20 protein-coding genes are annotated in these 19,413 nt (G+C 47.8%); all 20 read right to left on the bottom strand.

Translation table 11 applies throughout. The features are described 5' to 3' along the window. Positions 1–28: 28 nt before the first annotated feature. The 20 genes from EV210_RS05265 to EV210_RS05165 all read right to left on the bottom strand — a co-directional run bounded on the left by EV210_RS05265 (position 29) and on the right by EV210_RS05165 (position 19,405). Positions 29–1,381, bottom strand: coding sequence for an oxidoreductase (locus EV210_RS05265; RefSeq protein ID WP_132076706.1), 1,353 nt, complete (start codon positions 1,379–1,381; stop codon positions 29–31). 50 nt (positions 1,382–1,431) lie between these two features. Next, positions 1,432–2,520 (bottom strand): zinc-binding dehydrogenase, encoded by a 1,089-nt coding sequence (locus EV210_RS05260; RefSeq protein WP_207900659.1) that lies wholly within the window; start codon positions 2,518–2,520, stop codon positions 1,432–1,434. Between the two features lie 28 nt (positions 2,521–2,548). Then, entirely contained in the window at positions 2,549–3,541 is a 993-nt protein-coding gene (locus EV210_RS05255; protein ID WP_132076703.1) for a LacI family DNA-binding transcriptional regulator, read from the bottom strand. 281 nt (positions 3,542–3,822) lie between these two features. Then, positions 3,823–4,305, bottom strand: a complete 483-nt coding sequence (locus EV210_RS05250; RefSeq protein WP_132076701.1) for an L-2-amino-thiazoline-4-carboxylic acid hydrolase — start codon at positions 4,303–4,305, stop codon at positions 3,823–3,825. 27 nt (positions 4,306–4,332) lie between these two features. Beyond that, positions 4,333–5,037 (bottom strand): ABC transporter ATP-binding protein, encoded by a 705-nt coding sequence (locus EV210_RS05245; protein ID WP_132076699.1) that lies wholly within the window; start codon positions 5,035–5,037, stop codon positions 4,333–4,335. Then, the gene (locus tag EV210_RS05240) at positions 5,031–5,795 is read right to left on the bottom strand and encodes an ABC transporter ATP-binding protein (RefSeq protein ID WP_132076697.1); all 765 of its coding nucleotides are present in this window, start codon (positions 5,793–5,795) and stop codon (positions 5,031–5,033) included. Before EV210_RS05240 ends, EV210_RS05245 begins: the two co-directional genes overlap by 7 nt. Then, positions 5,782–6,765 carry a branched-chain amino acid ABC transporter permease gene (locus EV210_RS05235; RefSeq protein ID WP_207900658.1) on the bottom strand — a complete coding sequence of 328 codons (984 nt, stop codon included), beginning with the start codon at positions 6,763–6,765 and terminating at the stop codon, positions 5,782–5,784. The genes EV210_RS05240 and EV210_RS05235 overlap by 14 nt, the downstream gene beginning before the upstream one ends. Before the next feature lie 13 nt (positions 6,766–6,778). Continuing rightward, positions 6,779–7,654 (bottom strand): branched-chain amino acid ABC transporter permease, encoded by an 876-nt coding sequence (locus EV210_RS05230; protein ID WP_132076693.1) that lies wholly within the window; start codon positions 7,652–7,654, stop codon positions 6,779–6,781. Positions 7,655–7,691: 37 nt separating this feature from the next. Continuing rightward, complete coding sequence (locus EV210_RS05225) at positions 7,692–8,846, bottom strand: ABC transporter substrate-binding protein (RefSeq protein ID WP_132076690.1); 1,155 nt, start codon at positions 8,844–8,846, stop codon at positions 7,692–7,694. A 148-nt stretch (positions 8,847–8,994) separates the two neighbouring features. Then, positions 8,995–9,426, bottom strand: coding sequence for a peptidylprolyl isomerase (locus EV210_RS05220; protein WP_132076687.1), 432 nt, complete (start codon positions 9,424–9,426; stop codon positions 8,995–8,997). 122 nt (positions 9,427–9,548) lie between these two features. Continuing rightward, positions 9,549–10,310 (bottom strand): tRNA threonylcarbamoyladenosine dehydratase, encoded by a 762-nt coding sequence (locus EV210_RS05215; RefSeq protein WP_132076684.1) that lies wholly within the window; start codon positions 10,308–10,310, stop codon positions 9,549–9,551. A gap of 73 nt (positions 10,311–10,383) precedes the next feature. Continuing rightward, positions 10,384–11,016: an HD domain-containing protein gene (locus tag EV210_RS05210; RefSeq protein ID WP_132076681.1), complete on the bottom strand. Its 633-nt coding sequence runs from the start codon at positions 11,014–11,016 to the stop codon at positions 10,384–10,386. 66 nt (positions 11,017–11,082) lie between these two features. Then, positions 11,083–11,454, bottom strand: coding sequence for a VOC family protein (locus EV210_RS05205; RefSeq protein ID WP_132076678.1), 372 nt, complete (start codon positions 11,452–11,454; stop codon positions 11,083–11,085). 18 nt (positions 11,455–11,472) lie between these two features. Next, complete coding sequence (locus EV210_RS05200; protein ID WP_207900657.1) at positions 11,473–12,687, bottom strand: exo-beta-N-acetylmuramidase NamZ family protein; 1,215 nt, start codon at positions 12,685–12,687, stop codon at positions 11,473–11,475. A 323-nt stretch (positions 12,688–13,010) separates the two neighbouring features. Next, positions 13,011–13,430: a bacteriohemerythrin gene (locus tag EV210_RS05190; RefSeq protein WP_132076675.1), complete on the bottom strand. Its 420-nt coding sequence runs from the start codon at positions 13,428–13,430 to the stop codon at positions 13,011–13,013. 149 nt (positions 13,431–13,579) lie between these two features. Next, positions 13,580–15,160 (bottom strand): DHA2 family efflux MFS transporter permease subunit, encoded by a 1,581-nt coding sequence (locus EV210_RS05185; RefSeq protein ID WP_132076672.1) that lies wholly within the window; start codon positions 15,158–15,160, stop codon positions 13,580–13,582. An 11-nt stretch (positions 15,161–15,171) separates the two neighbouring features. Further along, positions 15,172–16,191, bottom strand: a complete 1,020-nt coding sequence (locus EV210_RS05180; RefSeq protein ID WP_132076669.1) for an HlyD family secretion protein — start codon at positions 16,189–16,191, stop codon at positions 15,172–15,174. Next, entirely contained in the window at positions 16,188–16,565 is a 378-nt protein-coding gene (locus tag EV210_RS05175) for a PadR family transcriptional regulator (RefSeq protein ID WP_132076666.1), read from the bottom strand. The genes EV210_RS05180 and EV210_RS05175 overlap by 4 nt, the downstream gene beginning before the upstream one ends. Before the next feature lie 123 nt (positions 16,566–16,688). Then, on the bottom strand, positions 16,689–18,371 hold the full coding sequence (locus tag EV210_RS05170; protein ID WP_132076663.1) for an MDR family MFS transporter: 1,683 nt from the start codon (positions 18,369–18,371) through the stop codon (positions 16,689–16,691). Positions 18,372–18,505: 134 nt separating this feature from the next. Then, positions 18,506–19,405, bottom strand: a complete 900-nt coding sequence (locus tag EV210_RS05165) for a glycine betaine ABC transporter substrate-binding protein (RefSeq protein ID WP_243650446.1) — start codon at positions 19,403–19,405, stop codon at positions 18,506–18,508. Between the last annotated feature and the right edge of the window lie 8 nt (positions 19,406–19,413).

Below are 19,413 nucleotides of genomic sequence, written 5' to 3'. Positions count from 1 at the left end.
CCCTTATTAGTGAACCCGTATTTCTATCTTAAACGTGTTCAGCCACATGATCGCTTTCATACGGCGACTTGCCCTCACGCCCTTGGCGGTAAATCGGCGCATAAACCTGCGCATCGCGGGGCACACAGCCTGAACGCCCGCCATCCCGCATGATGGCAGTGCATTTGCTGCAGGCAAGACAAAGCTTGCTCGTATCCAGCGCACCTGTAGTTACAATATCCTGGGCAAAATCGGGATAGGCGAACGCTTGACGGCCAAAGCCCGCCAGTTTCATCCAGCCTGCTTCAATACAGCCGGCTGCAACATACGGAGCATACTGGCGCAGCCACGTTAAACCGCTGCCCATGACAATCGCATCAGGCACTGCCTCCTGCATAACTCTGGCGGCGTTTAACAACATGTTCACATGTTCCAGCGGATGGGTAGGCGGCAAATAACTGCCTGTATCATAAGGTCGGGTAACATGCGGATTGTAGTAAGGGTTGCCGGCACTGATATTAAAGAGCGTAACGCCCTTGTCTCTGAGCATTTGAATTAATTTGACCGGCTCGGCAAGGTCAGGTTGGCGGTAGTCTTCTTTATCGGCACCCCAGCCGCCGGGAACTGAATCATAAGCCCCCAGGCGCACAGCAAGAATTAGTTTATTGCCTACTTTTTGCTTAATCTTATCAATAATATTGCATAACAGGCGGGTGCGGTTTGCAAAGCTGCCGCCGTATATGCCTTCCCGGTTATGAGCCATCAGCAGTTCAGCCAGCAAATAGCCGTGAGAGCTTTTAATATCTACAGCATCAAAGCCAGCCTCTGCTGCCAGTTCAGCGGCATGAACATACGTATCCTCCAGCTCAGCCAATTCCTGATCGGTGATCATGTGGTAACCTTCAACCAGTTTGCCTTCCAGATGAGCTGCACGGGCAGCAATCACTTGCTTGGGAGAACCATCAGGACGACTGTTGCGGCCCGAGTGAGTAAGCTGCAGAATTGTGAAGGGCCGTTCATGCCCTGCCTGAGCGGCAGCTTGTAAAGACTCGCCAAGCATCGCCTGCAGTGATTCCTTCGTCACATCATTGATTTGCAGCTGCCGAGGATTTGCTCGGCCTTCATGAACTACTGCCGTTGCCTCGAACCATACAAGGCCTGCACCACCCCGGGCAAACCGCTGATAGCGGCGAAGGGTTAATTCATCAGGCTTGCCGTCACGCGTGCCATCGCAGCCTTCCATTGGCAAGATGGACAGGCGGTTGGGAATCTTTTTGCTGCCGATTGCCAGCGGCTGCTTCAATACCTCGACAGAAGCAGCCAGCGGAATGGCGTAGCCTCTTTCTGCAATATCCTGCCGCAACTCCTCCAGACTTTGATAATGAAACTTAGCATGTGACATGATAGTTCCTCCCTTTATGAAAACGTTTTCAATTTTATCAAAAAAATAAATTACGGTTCCAGCACCACTTTCAGACCGTCCCGTCCTGCCATAGCTTGAATCGCCTGCGTGGCTTGCTCCAGCTTAAACCGGTGTGTAACGATTTGCTGAAACAAGTCCAAATTGTTCAAGGTCAGTTCCAGCGCACGGGCGGTATGTTGTGCACCGCTTACCCAAACTCCCTGGATTTTCAGATTGCGATTCACAACCTGCCGGTAAAAATCGACTTCACAAACCCCAGCGGGCTGTGAAAAGCCAATCGACAGGTAAGTACCTTCTACTCTTGCCAGTTCAAGCCCCTCATGTACTGCTGAGCAATCGCCGACTGCCTCAACAATCACATCTGCACCACGGCCGTCCGTGACCGCAAGAACCTGCTGCCGCCGCTCCTCTACCGTTGTTAAGCGCCTGTTCAGGATCATCGTCGCACCAAACTGCCTGCACAGCTCCAGCCGGTTATCCGAGCCGCCAATCACAATGATATTGGCTGCTCCTGCCGCCTTAGCAAAAGCAACGGCATACAGGCCAATCGGTCCTGGCCCCTGAATGAGTACCGTATCGCCATATTCAGGCGGATTGAGGCTGAAAGCATGAGCAGCCATCGAGCCTGAGCAGCTTGCCGCCACTAAGGCTGCAGGATCAACTTCATGGGAAACCTTGATGACGTGCGTACCTGCTGCCAGTATCATATGCTGCGCATAGCAGCCATTTAAAAATGGCGGCTGACTGCCTGACACGTTGATGCCAAATACCTTCCTATTCCGGCAGAGCCAGGGCTTATTGCGGGTTGTGCAAAAAAAACAGTTACCGCAGCTTAAACCCCGGTGTATGACAATACGGTCACCGGTTCTTAGGGGTTTGCCAGTTATATCGGTTTTTTCGCCCTTCATTTCTTCAATTGTGGCGACTCCCTCATGTCCTAAGATCATGGGCAGTCTGGTCCGGGCATCTTCCCCTTTCCACATGTGTACATCCGAGCCGCAGACACCAGCTGCATTGATACGAACGAGCATTTGTCCCTCTGTGAGAGCAGGAATATCAATTTCCCGTAAAGCTAAAGGCTCATTAAATTTCTCCAGGCGCATAACCTGTGTTTTCATAGGCATTCCCCCATTCATTTCCTGCACATTATTTAACGGAATTGCGTATGACCACTTCCGCAGGGAACCGTTGTATTTCAGGTGTTACCGGCTGCTTGGCCTCGATCATTTCAATCAGCTGCCTGCAGGCGGCAGCCCCCATTTCATAGAGTGGCTGAGCCACGGTAGTTAAAGGCGGATCCAACAGCAGAGCGATATCGGCGTTATCAAAACCAATGACCGATATATCTTCCGGAATGGCAAGCCCCAAGTCTTTAATTGCCCGCATAACGCCTAGTGCTTTATCATCGCTTGTCGCAAAAAAAGCATCTACTTCAACCCGGTTAAGCAGTATCCGGGTTGCGGCCCGGTATGCCTCTATGCCGCCATCAATGCCGTGAACTACTGCCTCTTCCGGTACTTTCAGGCCTGCTTCTTTTAAGGCGCTTCTATAGCCAGCATACCGTTCCTCATACAGCTTGATATCCAGAGAACCATTAACGAGACCAATTCTTGTTAAGCCCCGGGATATGAGATAATTGGTGGCCTGATAGGCACCATTATAATGATCAAGCACTACAGCATGTGACTGGTCATCCAGTTCGCGGAGCAGCAGCATAACAGGAAAGCCTTCCGCCTGCAGCTCTTTGATATTGCTTGAGGTTGTTTTGGCTGTTGTGAAAAGAAAGCCATCAATAAGTCTGCTTTTCAGTGTTTTAATATAGAACTGTTCTTTATCACTGTCTTCATCTGTATTACAGAGTACTACTGCATAGCCATGATTTCTCGCAACATCCTCCACACCTCTGATAGCGGCGGGTAAAACCAGATTGCGCACATTCGGAATAACCAGGCCTATGGTACGGGTACGAATTCCTTTTAAGCTCTGGGCACTCACATTCGGTCGATAGTCCAATTCATTAATTGCGGCTAAAACTCTGGCTCGCTTTTCTTCCACCACCCGTGTCGTTCCTCCGAGGACACGGGAGACCGTACTGATTGATACATTTGCTCTTTTTGCAACTTCTCTAATATCTGCCATCGTGCAAGCCTCCATTGGAAAACAACTGAAAACGTTTTCAATTATTTTTATATTCAAATAATCCTCTAAAAATCCTGCTGATTATTCCTATTTTTATAACTTTTTTTACTATTGTTGCAAAACACGTCTTGCCGTTGGACAGCGCCATCTAACAATTGCAGCGGCAAGACGGCTGGTAGCACAAGGTATAGCTATATTTCCAGATATCTTCCAACCTAATAGAAAGACTGCCGGGCAGTTCAAAGGAACAGGCCCGGCAGTCTTATTAGAAGTCTATAGCGCTATTTTTTTAAGGTTACCTGTAATTCACAATATGGTTTATTTTCTGCAATGGTGCCATTAAAGGCCAGCTCCAGATCGGGGAAGCAGCTGACTACACCATAATCACCACAGGACGCCAAATTGCATAGATGAGTGATCTGCTCCTGACTACAGCCCAGCTTCTTCCAGGCTTCGCACAGAGCACAGTGATGAAAGCGGTAGATGCCCTTTTCCGCCTGTACATCGATTTCTTCCATGGCAAAAGCTAAACTGGCATTGGGAGTGGCAATCCCGTCAAAAAATTCACGGGGAGTGGTTGCCGTACCTATCTTCTGTCCTTTCATCTGACCAAACTTAAAGATCGCTTTCTCGGCGATTTCATCAGGATTGGCACCACTGGCTTTTATCTCTTCCAGCAGCAGATAAAACCAGGTGGCCCTGTCCTGAATAGCCAAACGGATGGCTTCTGTTAATTCTTCTTGATCGGAATGAATATTACACATTGTTTGTTCCCCTCTCACTCATTTAATCTATTCTCCCAGATAAGCTTTTCTAACAGCATCTGATTGAAGCAACTCCTCAGCATTAGCGCCATGTACGATTTTGCCCGTCTCCATAATATAGCCTCTTGCAGCGATCAACAGGGCCATCCGGGCATTTTGTTCAATCAATAAAACCGGTATTCCCTGACGGTTAATTTCCACAATTAGGCCAAAGATGGTGTCTACTAAAATCGGTGATAAGCCCAAAGACGGTTCATCAAGCAGCAGCAGCTTCGGTTTCGCCATTAAGGCCCGGCCAATTGCCAGCATCTGCTGTTCACCGCCGCTGAGCGTACCAGCCTGTTGGGCACGCCGCTCCCACAACTTAGGAAACAGCGACAGCACCTGTTCAAGCGACTGTTTTACCTCCGCCTTATCCTGGCGGGTATAAGCGCCCATATCCAAGTTTTCCAGAACGGTCATGTATGGAAATACCTGGCGTCCTTCCGGCACAAGGGAAATTCCTGACCTGACAATCTTATCGGGAGCCAGTGCTGTAATATCCTGATCATTAAATACCACTGTTCCCTCAGCAGCTGCCAGCAGACCGGCAATTGTTTTTACAGCCGTCGTTTTGCCTGCTCCGTTGCTGCCGATAAGCGTGACGATTTCGCCTGCATTTACTTCAAAGCTGATACCCTTAAGGGCATGAATATTCCCATAGTACGTATGGAGGTTATTCACTTTTAACAAGCTGATGCCCCCTTACCCAAATAGGCCTCAATTACTTGCTGATTCTGCTGAATTTCACGGGGCAGGCCTTCCGCAATTTTGACACCATGGTCCAGAACGACTATTTTATCGGATATATTCATGACCAGCTTCATATCATGCTCAATCAACAAGATTGTCAAGCCTCTGCTGTTCAACCGGCCGATGAGTTCCATCAATTGCTTCGTTTCCTGCGGATTCATTCCCGCTGCCGGTTCATCCAGCAATAAAAGCTTGGGTTCAGTTGCCAACGCTCTGGCAATCTCCAGCCGCCGCTGCTCGCCATAGGATAAATTGCCCGCCAGTTCCTTGCTTTTTTCACTAAGACCAACTAACTCCAGCAATTCAGCCGCCTTTTCCCTAATTGCCCGTTCTTCGGCAGCAGCTTGCCGAAACCATGCTGCCAGGAGCCCTGCCTTCGTACGGCAATGTCTGCCGATGCGGACATTATCCAGTGTACTAATCTGAGAAAATAGGCGGATATTTTGAAAGGTACGGGTTATACCCATGCTCGTTACCTGATGGGTCGGACTGTTGTGTACCGGCCGGCCATCCAGCAAAATACTGCCTGACGTAAGCGGATAAATGCCTGTAATAACATTAAATACCGTTGTTTTGCCTGCACCGTTAGGACCGATAAGCCCTACAACCTGTCCGGCATCCACTGTAATGTGTAATTGATCAATCGCAGTCAAGCCGCCAAACCGTTTTGTTACCTGATTCAACTCAAGCAGAGCCAATCCGTACACCTCCCCGCCCTCTTGCTTTGGCCCGGCTGGTACTGTTTTCTCTCGCTTTACCGAAGATCCCCTGCGGACGAAGCAGCATGACAGCCATCATAATAAGACCGAAAACAATGAGCCGGTACTCTGCTATCCCACGCAGCAATTCGGGAACAACGGTGAGAATAACCGCTCCCAGGATTGAGCCGTTAATACTGCCCAAACCGCCTAGCACCGCCATGGCCAGTATGGCTATCGATTCCGTAAACGAAAAGGTATGCGGATCAATAAACGATGTATAGTGGGCATAAAAGCTGCCCGCCAATCCGGCAAAAAAGGCACCCACTGCAAAAGCCAGCATTTTATACGCAGTAACGTCTATTCCCATACTCTTTGCTGCCAGTTCATCCTCACGGATCGCGATAAGCGCTCTGCCTGTTCGGGAATCAATCAATCTTCGAATGGCAGCTACCGTTATCAGCACCAAAACTAAAATAAAGTAATAGTAGGCTTGGTTGCTGCTGATTTCATAAGACAAAATACTCGGTGCCGGAATCCCGGGCAGTCCCATCGAGCCACGGGTAAGATCAGTCCAGTTCAACATAATCAGGCGAATAATTTCACCAAAGCCTAACGTGGTAATTGCTAAATAAATTTCCTTAAGACGCATTGTAGGCAGTCCCAGCAGCAAGCCAAACAGCGCTGCCATCAAACCGCCTAAGGGCATCGCCAGCCAAAAGGACAAGCCCGCTTTCATCGTCAGCAGTGCGGAGGTATAGGCTCCTATGCCATAGAAAGCCGCCCAACCAAGACAGAACTGACCGGTAAACCCGGTAACAAGATTTAAACTCAAGGTTAACATGACAAAGATGCCTGACATGATCAGTATCCGCAATACATAATCGTCGGTGATAACCAGCGGCAAAAGCACAGTGACCAGCAATATACCGGCAGTAATACTATGTGGCTTCTTTTTCATTTTCTCCATATCCATAAGCCACCTACACTTTTCCCTGTGTGTCCCGCCCAAACAAACCTGACGGCTTGATCAGCAGAACCAGAATTAAGATAATAAAAGCAATCAGATCGCGATAACCTGATGAGATATAGGCCGCCCCCAGATTCTCTACTACCCCCAGGATAAGTCCGCCGAGCACTGCGCCGGGGACGCTGGTCAGCCCCCCCAGGACAGTTGCGGTAAATGCTTTCATTCCGGCCATAAATCCCATCATCGGATAGAAAGCATTGTAATATAGACCGATCAAGACCCCGGCCGCGCCGCCGAGAGCCGACCCCAGGGCAAATGTAGCGGCAATAACACGGTTAATATTAATCCCCATTAAGCTGGCGGCATCTTTATTCTGCGCGGTTGCCCGGATAGCTTTGCCAATACGGGATTTATACAGGACAAACTGCAGCCCGGCCATAAGTGCTACGGCAACCCCAAAGATCAGCAACTGAATATTGGAAACTTGGGCATTAAAAACCGGAAAAAAGGCAAAGGTAAAGCTGTCTTCCGGAATGCTCTGCGTTCCCGCGCCCCAGCCCAGCATAGCGGCATTCTGCAGCACTACCGACAACCCCAGCGTACAAACCATCGGTGCAACATCGGGGGCGCGCCGCAGCGTCCGAAATGCAATCACTTCAATAATAACGCCTAGCAGTGCCGCCCCCAGCATCGCCAGGATCAGGGACACCACAAGGGGAAAGTGATAAACGGTAACGAAAATAAAGCCCAGAAAGGCTCCCACCATATATACTTCCCCATGCGCAAAATTGACCAGACCCAGTACCCCGAAGATCAGGGCAAAGCCGATAGCAATTAAGGCATAAATACTGCCCTGCGTCAGCCCGTTAATAATTTGCTGTAATAGCATATTCACACTCCTACCTGCATTCAGGCTACAAAATCAGCTATTGCTGATACGGAACAAACTTGCCGTCTTTGACAACCAGCTTGGTCAGCGCTTTATCAACATCACGGTTTTCATCAAATGAGGTCTTGCCTGTTACGCCAGGGAAGTTCTTAATGGCGGCCAGCTTATCGCGCAAGGTTTTGCGGTCGGTTGCACCGTTTTTTAGTGCTTCAATGATCAGGTTGGCCGCATCATACGCCTGAGCGGCAAACATTGTCGGCGGTTTGCCGTATTTGTCCTGATAGCTCTTTACGAATTCCTGCACTTCCGGACGAGGATCAGCAGGGAAGAACGAGCAGGTCAGCGCCAGACCTTCTACAGCACTACCGCCGAGTTTCAATAGTTCGTCAGAAAAAAGTGATCCTGTGCCAATTAACGCTACCGGGAAATTTGCTTTTTTTACTTGCTGCGCGATGAGCGCTGCATCGGTATACATCGTTCCGAGATAGAGTATATCGGGATTCTTGTCTTTGATTTTCGTAATAATGGCACTGAAGTCTTTTCCCTGTTCCGGCAGATACGGTTCAACTGCAACAATATCACCGCCCAGCTCCTGTGCCTTCTTCATATAATTTTCGTAAGCAACAATACCCCAGTCATTTTTGATATAAACAATAGCAATTTTCTTCTTCTTTAACACATTAATTGTATAGTCCGCCAGAAGAGGGCCCTCTGCTGCCTGAGTAGCGATATTACGGAACATGTATGTACCCTGCTTGGTAAAGTCCGGATGAGAGGAGGTCGGTGAAAGCTGCACCAGCCCGCCTTTTTGATAAATGGGTGCTCCTGCTAATGCGGCAGTACTGGTAAAGTCGCCGATAACGGCAAGAATACTGGAATCAGAAACAAATTTTTGCGCAATATTAGCAGCTTCTTTCGGATCGGCTTTGCTGTCACCGGCTACCAGCTTTACTTTGGCTCCATTTATCCCGCCCTGCGAGTTTACTTTTTCTAATGCCAATTCAATGGCGTTTTTGAATACATTGCCGTATTCGGCATTATCACCGGTAAGCGGAGCTGTTAACCCAATCGTCAATTCCTTAGATGTACTTTTTGAGCTGCTGCTTGTGCTGCCGCAGCCTGCCGCCACCACCAACAGCAGTAATGCTAGGATAACGGCAAGACTCTTTTTTACTACTAACCTTCTCAACATACTTTCCCCCTTAAAATAGCAGCAAACAGAAAAAAGGCCAAAGATCGTCCTTGGTTGGACGTCTTTGGCCTTCAGTATTTCTGATCAGCTCTATCCGGTTATTTTTTTATAGATTACCATACCGCTCACTGGCTGTCAACGAGCGATTTTATTCTTCCACTACGGTAACTTTGTTCATTTTATCGCCTTGCTTAATTTTATCAACAGCATCCATACCTTCGATTACCTTGCCAAAAACGGTATGCACGCCATCGAGATGTGGCTGTGGCTCATAAACGATAAAGAATTGGCTGCCGCCCGTATTTGGTCCGCGATGGGCCATTGACAGAGAACCGCGTTCATGCTTATGAGGATTGCCTTTTGTCTCGCAGGGAATTGTATAGCCAGGGCCGCCAGTGCCTGTACCATTCGGGCAGCCGCCTTGTGCCACAAAGCCTTTAATTACCCGATGAAAGGAGAGGCCGTCATAAAATTGCTCACCAATCAGCTTTTCAAAATTGGCAACTGTTTTCGGGGCTTCTTTGTCAAAAAGCTCGATTACAATTTTACCATTATCAGTTTCCATAATTGCTTTTTTCAACTGTATCGCTCCTTATAGGTTGATCTTAGCTATTATACCATAAAATAGCATATTTTACTATGATGCAATGGTAAATGCCGCATTGCGCTTTTTTAAAAGCGTTTTGCGGCACAACTCACGGATTACACTTTCGAGTAAATAATGTCTTTTACAACTTCACCGGCAATGATTAAACCAACAACGGAAGGAACAAACGCAATACTTCCGGGAATTTGATTGCGGGTGGTACATTTGCGGGTAGTCCCGGAAGGGCATATGCAGCCGGTGGCACAGCTGGAGTCTTCCGATTCAATCGGTTTGATCGGTTCCTCTTTGGAATACACAACCTTCAGGTTTTTTACTCCGCGCTGGCGCAATTCCTTACGCATGACTTTTGCCAAAGGACAAACGGAAGTTTTATAAATATCCGTGACCTCAAAGCGGGTTGCATCCATTTTATTGCCTGCCCCCATTGCACAAATAACAGGAATATTCTTAGCTTTTGCCCGCAGAACCAAATCAATCTTTGCCGTAACCGTATCGATGGCATCAACGATATAATCGTAATCATCAGCAATCAGCTCATCCGCCATGTCAGGCAGATAGAATTTCTGCAAAGCCGTAACCTCGGCCTTGGGATTAATTTCTAAGATCCGGTCCCGCATCACTTCTACTTTCGGTTTGCCAATCGTCTTACGGGTCGCATGAAGCTGCCTGTTAATATTGGTCAGGCAGATGCAATCATCATCAACTAACACAAATTTGCCTACTCCCGAGCGGGCAAGCCCCTCAACGACAAATGTGCCCACTCCGCCAATACCGAAAACTGCCACTTTGGACTGGGATAATTTTTTTAACGCATCAGCGCCAATTAATAATTCCGTTCGGGAAAATTCATGTAACATGCCAGACATCCTTTATCAGTTAAAATAGGAAATACAAATCCTCATACAAATTTACCAAATCCGTCTTCCTCCGTCAACAATTACCCGTTAGACTGTTGATCAGCCCGGTAAGATTTCGGCGGGCTTGCTGCTCATAACGTGTGCGAAAGAATACCGTATGAAATATTTGCGGTCTTGCCAGAAAGCCCTGGAGAATTCTTACCCGTCCCTTGCGGTACATTTCCTCAGGCACATGGGCATACTCCTGGCGGATCGCATTTTCATACTTGGCAAAGCAATGCGGCTCAGCTCCAAAAATACTTAAATCAATATCCTGCACAACCGCTGCATCCCCTGCCGGGCTGTCATTTCCGCGGCCGTGAGCGGTTACCTGGATAAGCCGGCGTACCTCTGCGGCAAAGGAATGACTTTCCGAAAGCTCCAGGCTATAGTAAAAGCCCGCCGCACTGCTTAACTCTTCGTTATAGCCCGCCTCAGGCACATAGATCACATCATGCAGCCACAGCGCCATTTCTATCGCCTTGCGGTTAGTAACAGCCAGTGTATATCTATCCAGCTCTGTCAGGCAATGCTGGACATGCTCCAGCGTATGATAACAGCGATTGGCAGCACCATAGCTGTCTTTTATAACCGCAAATATGCCTCTGACTGTGTCCGTATTGCCGGAAAAACCTGCGGCAAAGCAATTCCACCGTTCCGTTAACATGACAGGCCTCCTCGCCATTCACTAGGAAACACCCCGAAAACGGAAAACCGCATTCGGGGTGTTTTATTATCGCCTGTTAGGGATAATTTCCAACCAATACCCGTCAGGATCGGCAATAAAATAGATCCCCATGTCTCTATTTTCATAGCAAATGCAGCCCATCTTACTGTGCAGGGCATGAGCACTGGCAAAATCATCGGTAATAAACGCCAGATGAAATTCGTTTTCTCCCAGGTTATAGGGTTCTTTGCGGTCTCGCAGCCAGGTTAGCTCCAACTTATGGGGTGTCTGCTCATCGCCCAGGAAAACCAGAATAAAGCTGCCGTCGGCTGCTTCTTTTCTTCTTGTTTCCACCAGCTTAAGTGCCTCTTGGTAAAAGGCTAAACTCTTTTCCAGATCGAGAACATTAATATTGTTGTGGTCCATGGTAAATTTCATACATAACCCTCCAATATTTTATTTATATAAGTAGTATTGCCGGGATTGAACCTGAAAGGCACCAGCTTCTTTGTCCCATCTTTTCAGCATCTGTTCAAGCGGCTCCGTTTCCAGCCGAAAGGTATTTTCACCAAGCGGCAGATCAAACATACGCTCAGATTGATAGGCAAATTGACCGCCGCTTAATTCTCTCATAACTTCCAGTATGGTAATCGCTGTTAGGATGGGTCGGTACGCCGTTTTGTCGACTACATGAATCTGCACACCTCCTTGATTAATACCACTGTGCTGGCCAAACCGGGGAGTAAAATACGTGGGACGAAAATAGGCACCCGGTAGTTTTCTTTCATTTAGCCGGTCAGCGGCAGCAGCGGCATTCAGCCAGGCTGCCCCGACCAACTCAAAAGGACGGGTAGTACCTACCCCTTCCGAAATATTCGTCGCTCCTAAGAGACCGGTGCCGGGATAAACTAATGCAGTATCCGGAGTCGGGATATTCGGCGAAGTCATCACCCAGGGCAAGCCTGTATCCTGCCAGTACATACTGCGCTGCCAGCCGCTCATCGGCACCACTGCCAGATTGCTTTCAATGCCAAATTGCTTGTTAAACAAGAGTGCCAGCTCACCAATTGTCAGACCATGACGGATGGGAATAGGGTACATGCCGATAAAACTTTCAAAACCGGCCTTGAGTACCGGCCCTTCCACATTCAAGCCTCCAATCGGATTGGGGCGGTCGAAAACAACGAACAGCTTGTTTTGCTCCTTGGCGCTTTCCATTGCCAGTGCCATGGTGGACATGTAGGTATAAAACCGGGTTCCTACATCCTGTATGTCAAAGCACAGTACATCAATATTCTCCAGCATTTCAGCCGTCGGTTTTTTCGTATCTCCATAAAGGCTGTAGATTGGCAAGCCAGTTCTCATATCTGTGCCTGCCGCAATATCTGCTCCCGCTTCAGCATTGCCCCGTAAACCGTGCTCCGGCGAAAACAATGCCACTAAATCCGTCTTCTCGTACAAAACATCAACGGTACTCTGCAGTTGAGAATTTACACCTGTTTGATTGGTAATTAAGCCTACTCTTTTACCGGCAAACAATTGCTGGTACTGATCAATATTGTCAATCCCTAAGCGCACCGGCTCAATTTTTGCTGCAGCCACCCCAATCACCGGAGTTAGGACCGTAATTACTATAATTACAATAATAATAATGCGTATGAATTTGTTCACTTTACCTCTCCATTGTTTTTGTCGTTATTACCCGATTGCGCCCGCTTTGTTTCGCCTGATAAAGTGCTTTATCCGCCTGCTCCACCAGTTCGGCAGCTACCTGCAGCGGTGTGGGGCCCCTTCCCTTAAGGTATTAGGCAGTATTACGGCGAATTCCTCCCCGCCGTAGCGCGCTAATTGATCTGCAATTCCCGTAAGTTTTCACTCCGCGTCTGCTGTCCGCAAGCATTGCAGCCCTCTTTTCATACAAAACCCTTACTGATTATCCCGGCTGATAAGATAAAAAAAGACATTCGTTTAAGAATGTCTCTTCACTTAACTTGCTAGATAATTCCTTTAGCATTAAAAAATTCACTATACTTCTTGTCAGTCGCCAAAATATGCTTTTCAATCCAATCAACGGCAAACATAATGACTTCCATCAGGACTTTGCGTTGATTCATATCCAAATCGGACTCCTGGATCTTTTGAATCTTCGCAACAAAGGCAGCATGTTCCCACTTATGAGCGCGGCAGTCATTCTGGTCATAGCCATGCTGCTCCATTAATTGCTCTTCATAGCTGAAATGATATACCGTATAATCACTTAACTCCTTAAAGATGCGGCAAATATCATCATAATAGTCCACATCGTCTTTTGAGGTGGCAATCGCATATAAATCACCGGCAAGCTGAAAGAGCCTTTTATGCTGCGCGTCAATTTCCGCAATATTACAGCTGTAATCATTTTTCCAGACAAACACTCACTTACCACCTGCTCACTTTCCATATCATTTATAAATGAAAATACGGCATCAGCGATTATTTTCCTGCTCTTGTCCCGTTGGTTAGGCGGTTCAAGAAGAAAATATTTTTTGCCCTGCAGAGTATTGGCTCTGCAGGGCAGTCACGGCTAGGAAGATACTGGAATCAAATCCGCCTGTTTATCGCTGACAGCAGGATCAGACTGCTTATTATTTTTCGGATCCCGGATAAAGAGCGCCGGAATAATGCCGACAGCACACAAAACAGCCGTAATTAAAAATACGTCGTCAAAGGCAGCAACAGCCGCTTGCTTGGTAACCAGGCCTTGGACAACCGTCAGCGCAGCCATTTTTGCTTCTGCTGCAGCAAACCCCTGCTGAGCAAATCCGCCCTGCAATGCCGCCACCAACTGGGTCGCCTGCTCGGAAGCACCATGAATATAATTGGTGCTGACGGCAGTGTGGAAAATCTGCCTGTTATTGAGCAGTGTTCCCATAATTGCCACACCCACACTGCCCCCAATATTCTTGAACAGATTAAATACCCCTGACCCTACACCAATTTTATCTTTGGGCAATGTTCCCATCACGCCATTGGACAGCGGCGACATTGTAAATGCCAGTCCGGCTCCCATTATGATAAGACCGATTGCAATATGCGAATACGGTGTCTGATCATCCAATAGCCGGAAGGAAAACAGTGCCGCTGCCATAACAGCCATGCCAATTGAGGCCGGAATTCGTGACCCGAAATGATCTGCCAGGCGTCCGCCCAGCGGAGCCAGCACAACCATTGATCCCATTAGCGGCAATAGGGCGATACCGGCTTTAATTGCCGAGTATCCTAGAATATTGCGCAAATAGAAGGGCAGTAGGAATAGTCCGCCAAACATGGCCAGAAAAGACAAAAAGCCAACAAGATTGGATACCGTAAAAGTAACATTCGTAAAAAGTTGCAAATCAACCAGCGGATTTTTTATATGGCTTTCCATGTATAAAAAAGCTCCCATGGAAACAACCGTTGAAAAAATCAAACCGACAATATAGGCCGAAGTCCAGCCTTCCTTGGACCCTTGATTAAGAGCCAGCAGCAGGCAGCTCAGGCTGAAAACCAGCAGAAAGCCCCCAATATAATCGATTTTTGCCGCAGAATCATCATTTTTAGATTCTTCCAGCACCCTGCTGCCCAGCAGCAGCGCCAGCAGCGCAATCGGTAAAATAGAGTAGAACAGCAGCCGCCATTCCATATATTCTACAATATAGCCGCCGATTGTCGGACCAAGGGTACTGCCGGCAGCTGCAAAAGCGCCCCACATCCCCAGCGCCTGACCTCTCTCACTGGGGGGAAAAGCATCGGCTACCAGAGCCATTGAGTTAGGGAATAGCAATCCCGCCCCCAGCCCCTGTAATATGCGAAACAAAATAAGAATTGTACTGTTCCAGGCCAGCCCAACCAGCAGGGTGGCTGCCGTAAAAATCGTCAGGCCGGTCAAAAACATCTTTTTCCGGCCAAACTGATCCCCCAGTTTTCCCATGATTGGCAGTGTTGCCCCATATGGCAGCATATATGCCAGGGATACCCATACGACTGAGTCCATGGTAAAGCCGAAAGTCTGAATGATATTCGGTAAAGCAATATTAATGGAGCTGCTGACATACCCACTTAGCATGGTGCCAAGCGTAACGGTAAACAGCACCATATATTTATTGGCATACGCAGTTTTCTCCATGATTACCTCTCTTATTTAACATGAATAGTAATGACAGCCGACATACCCGGTTTTAAGATATAACTTTGATTTTCGGGAACTTTTATTTTTACCGGTAATTTTTGCGTTACTTTCGTGTAATTGCCCGACGTGTTTTCCGTAGGCAGCAAGGCAAATTGCGAGCCTGTTGCAGCCCCCACTTCACTTACCTGTCCGGTGATTTTCTGTCCTGGGTAGGCGTCAATGCTAATATCAACCGCCTGTCCAACACTGACTTTGCCAAATTCACCTTCATCAATATTGGCGGCAACCCATACGTCATGCAAATTAACAACATTAAACAGCGACTGCCCGACTGTCACGCTCTCACCGGCATCCACAGAACGGACAGCAATAACGCCATCACCGGGAGCCTTAATTACCGCATTATCAAGTGCCAGCTGGGCATTCTGGAGCGCTGCTGCAGCTTGCTCGGCCTGCGCCGCGGCAACCTGCACGTCTTCCACTCTTGAGCCTTCCTGTGCCAAATTTAAGGATTGGTCTGCAGCATTAGCTTGCGCCTGAGCAACTGCCAGCGCTGTTTGGGCTGCATCCAGCTGCTGAGCGGAAATTGCGCCTTTCTCGTATAGCATCGCCATGCGCTCATAGCCTTTACGGGCATTGTCCAAGTTTGCCTCTGCCTGAGCGGAACCTGCTCCAGCCTGAGCAATCTGCTGCGGTCTGCTGCCGGCCTTAAGACCGGCCAGTTTTGCCTCGGCAGCAGCTAAATTGGCTTTGGCCTGCAGATATTGAGCCTCCAATTCCTTGCTTTCCAATTTAGCAATCACTTGTCCTGCCTGAACCTGATCCCCCTCATTTACCAACAGCTCTTCTACCCGGGCCGAAACGCGGGAACTGACCGTAACAATGGATCCCTTCACGCGGGCATCATCTGTCGAAACCATCCCGGCTGCGCGAATCCACCACCAAAGACCGCCGCCAATCAGCAGGACTGCCAGGACAGCACTTATGGCGATAATCTTTTTATTATTTTTTAGCTTTGCCTCACTCATTCTTTCTCCTCCTGTGATCTAGCAAGCAAACTGGAGCGGATCATTTTAAGCTTTTGCTCCGCTGCGCACAAATGCTGGTCTACTTTCTCACGCAGTGCCGGTATACTGGCTTTTCCACAATCATTTATGGTATATACCCGTTTATTGCGGGTACTCACATTATCCCAGCTGCCGGCAATATAGCCTTTCTCTTCCATTACTCGCAGCAGCGGATATAGTACATTCGGATTGGGATTCAGCATTTTGTCTGTACGGCGCTTTATTTCTTCGTTAATTTTATTACCATGCGCAGCACCTTCTTCTAAAATGCTAAGAATAAACAGTGCAGTGATAACTTTCACCCATGTCTGATAATCCTCCGTCCTGTGCGGCATAGTAACGCCTCCTAATCCTCACTAAAACTTATTATTTTTAATAACATTATAATTAATAATAGCACTTTCGGTACTTGATTACAAATAGAAAGGATTGCCGTATCAGGCAATCCTTTCTATAAACTAGTTCCTTGGTCCCGGTTCCTGCTGGTCATCTATCAGGTCAGGAATCAATTCGGCAGCAATTTCTGTTTCGGTGGCAAAGCCTTCGGCAAACATCGTAATCCCGGCCTGCTCAACAGACGGTGGACTGTTTTTCTTCTTGATTCCGGCATTGCCCATCAGAAAGCTGATAATAACACCAACAGCTGTAACGAGCATTGCCACAAAAAAAACGGTCTGCAAGGAATCGGCCAGAGTAACCTTCAAGGGAGGCAGTAAAACCTGCTGCACTTCAGCGGGTATGGTTTGAATCAACTCATGGCTTAACAGAATATTGAACAAGCTCTGCGGATTTGTGTGAGCTTCTGCCAGCATACTGCCCAGCGGGCCACTCTGCAAATCAGGTCGGTTTGCCACAAGCGGGAAAAACTCTTTTTCCATTAAAGCAATAGAACGATAGTTAAACACTACGCCTAGCAGCGTAATGCCCAGTGTCCCGCCAATGCTGCGAAAAAATTGGGTTGCCGAAGTAGCGACTCCCCGCTGGCGGGGACCAAATGCACTTTGTACGGCAATTGTGACCGTAGGCATAATCAGCCCCATGCCTAACCCAATTAAAATAATATAAACAATAGCCAGCAGCTGGCTGGTGACGACAGTCATTGTGCTTAACAGATAGAAGCCGACGGCCATTAAACTCATACCCGTTACAAACAGACTGCGGAAACTTACCCTGGTAACAAGCCAGCCGCCCAGTGAACTGGCACCAATCATGGCGAACATCATCGGCAGCATCGTATTGCCTGAACTGGTTGCACTCACTCCGATTACCCCTTGTAAAAACAGCGGTAAAAACATGAGTGAGCCAAACATACCAAGTCCCATTAGAAAGCCGACAATATTCGTTACAGTAAAAATTCTGTTTTTAAATAATTCCAGATTCAAAATCGGTTCTTCGACCCGTTGTTCAATGACAACAAACAATACTGCCGTTACGGCAGCCAGCAGCAGCATACCAATTATCTGCCATGACAGCCAGGGATAATCCGTTCCTCCTAAATTTAGTCCCAGCAGTAAGCTTACTGTACTGATAATCAACATAGCCGCACCGGCATAATCGATAACAACCTTCTCGACTAGCGCTTTTTCCCCCTTGAGACCGGCGAAAATCGAAATTGCTGCCAGGATGCCAACAGGCAGATTTATATAAAATACCCACTGCCAGGAGCTGTTGTCCACTATATAACCGCCAATTGTGGGTCCAACTACAGAGGAAAGACCGAAAATCCCTCCCATAAGACCTTGCCACTTGCCCCGTTCTTCAGGAGGAAAGATATCGCCGACAATCGTCATTGACATAGGCATCATAATGCCGCCGCCAATGCCCTGCAGTGCCCTGTATACAATCAGCTCCGTCATATTCGAACTCGTTCCGCACAAGGCAGAGCCAATCATAAAGATGGTTATACCCGTTACATAAATAATGCGGCGGCCAAATAAATCAGCCAGCTTGCCTGCAATGGGAACAACTGTTGTGGATGTGAGCATATAAGCTGTTGTAACCCATGCCATAATGCTTAATCCACCCAGATCCCCGATAATTCTTGGCATCGCAGTTCCAACAACCGTTTGATCAAGGGAGGCAAAAAACAAGCCTAAGAATAAGCCGGTCAACAATATGTTGCGTCTTGCTTCCAGTTGCATACAGCGCCGCCTTTCATTTGCCCTACTGCAAATAGTTGATCAGCCTTATATTCTATTTTTCCTGAGGGAGCGGATATTATGCTGTTAAAAATAAATCAAGCTGCCTTCGCGGCAGCTTGATATTATTTACATCCCTATATTAACCCCTGTGCCACCAACCATTCCTTAGCCACAGATTTAGGGTCTTTCTTTTCCAAATCAACTTGCGCATTTAGCTCGGCCATAGCCTTATCCGTCAATTTCCCGCTCAGTGCATGTAAGGCATCTGCTATTTCGGGATGTTTTTGCAAGGTAGCTTCCCGGATAACCGGGGCTGCATAGTAGGGAGGAAAAAACTGTTTATCATCCGTCAGTACTTTTAGGTTGAATGCGGGAATACGCCCGTCTGTTGCAAACGCATCTATGACATCCACTTTGCCATCGCGGCAGGCCCCATAAGTAAGACCGGGATCCATTGCACCGACACCGACAAAATTCAACTGATAGACTTCAGCTATTCCTTTATAGCCATCGGGCCTTTCCAAAAACTCATGCGTAGCACCTAGCAGCAGCTGAGGTGTAAATTTCGCCAAATCACTAATTGACTGAATCCCCAGCTGGTCGGCCTGTTCAGCACGCATCGTGAGTGTATAGGTATTGTTAAAGCCAAAAGGCTTAAGCCATACTAACTGTTTCTTTTCCTGATAGAGGGCTTTTACTTTGTCGTATGCCTCCTGCGGATCGGTTAGCATCGGCTCGCCTAATATATTCATTAACGCTGTGCCGGTATATTCGGCATAGATATCCAGGTCGCCCTTTTCCAGCGCCTGGGCCACGACATTTGTTCCCCCGAGAAAGGGCTTTACTTCCACCTTCAACTTCGTTTTGGCTTCAATCATTTCTTTCATGAGATATACCAGGATATCCTGCTCAGTGAAGTTCTTGCCACCAATTACAACCTTATCACTTCGATTCCCATTGAAAACCGAGCAGCCAACTAGCGCGAGGCTTATTACCAGTACTGTAATAACAGCTATTATCTTTTTCAAATCCATCACTGCTC

The sequence above is a fragment of the Anaerospora hongkongensis genome (assembly GCF_004339805.1).
GTDB classification, from domain to species: domain Bacteria; phylum Bacillota; class Negativicutes; order Sporomusales; family DSM-15969; genus Anaerospora; species Anaerospora hongkongensis.
This window is presented reverse-complemented; position numbering and strand designations above follow the sequence as displayed.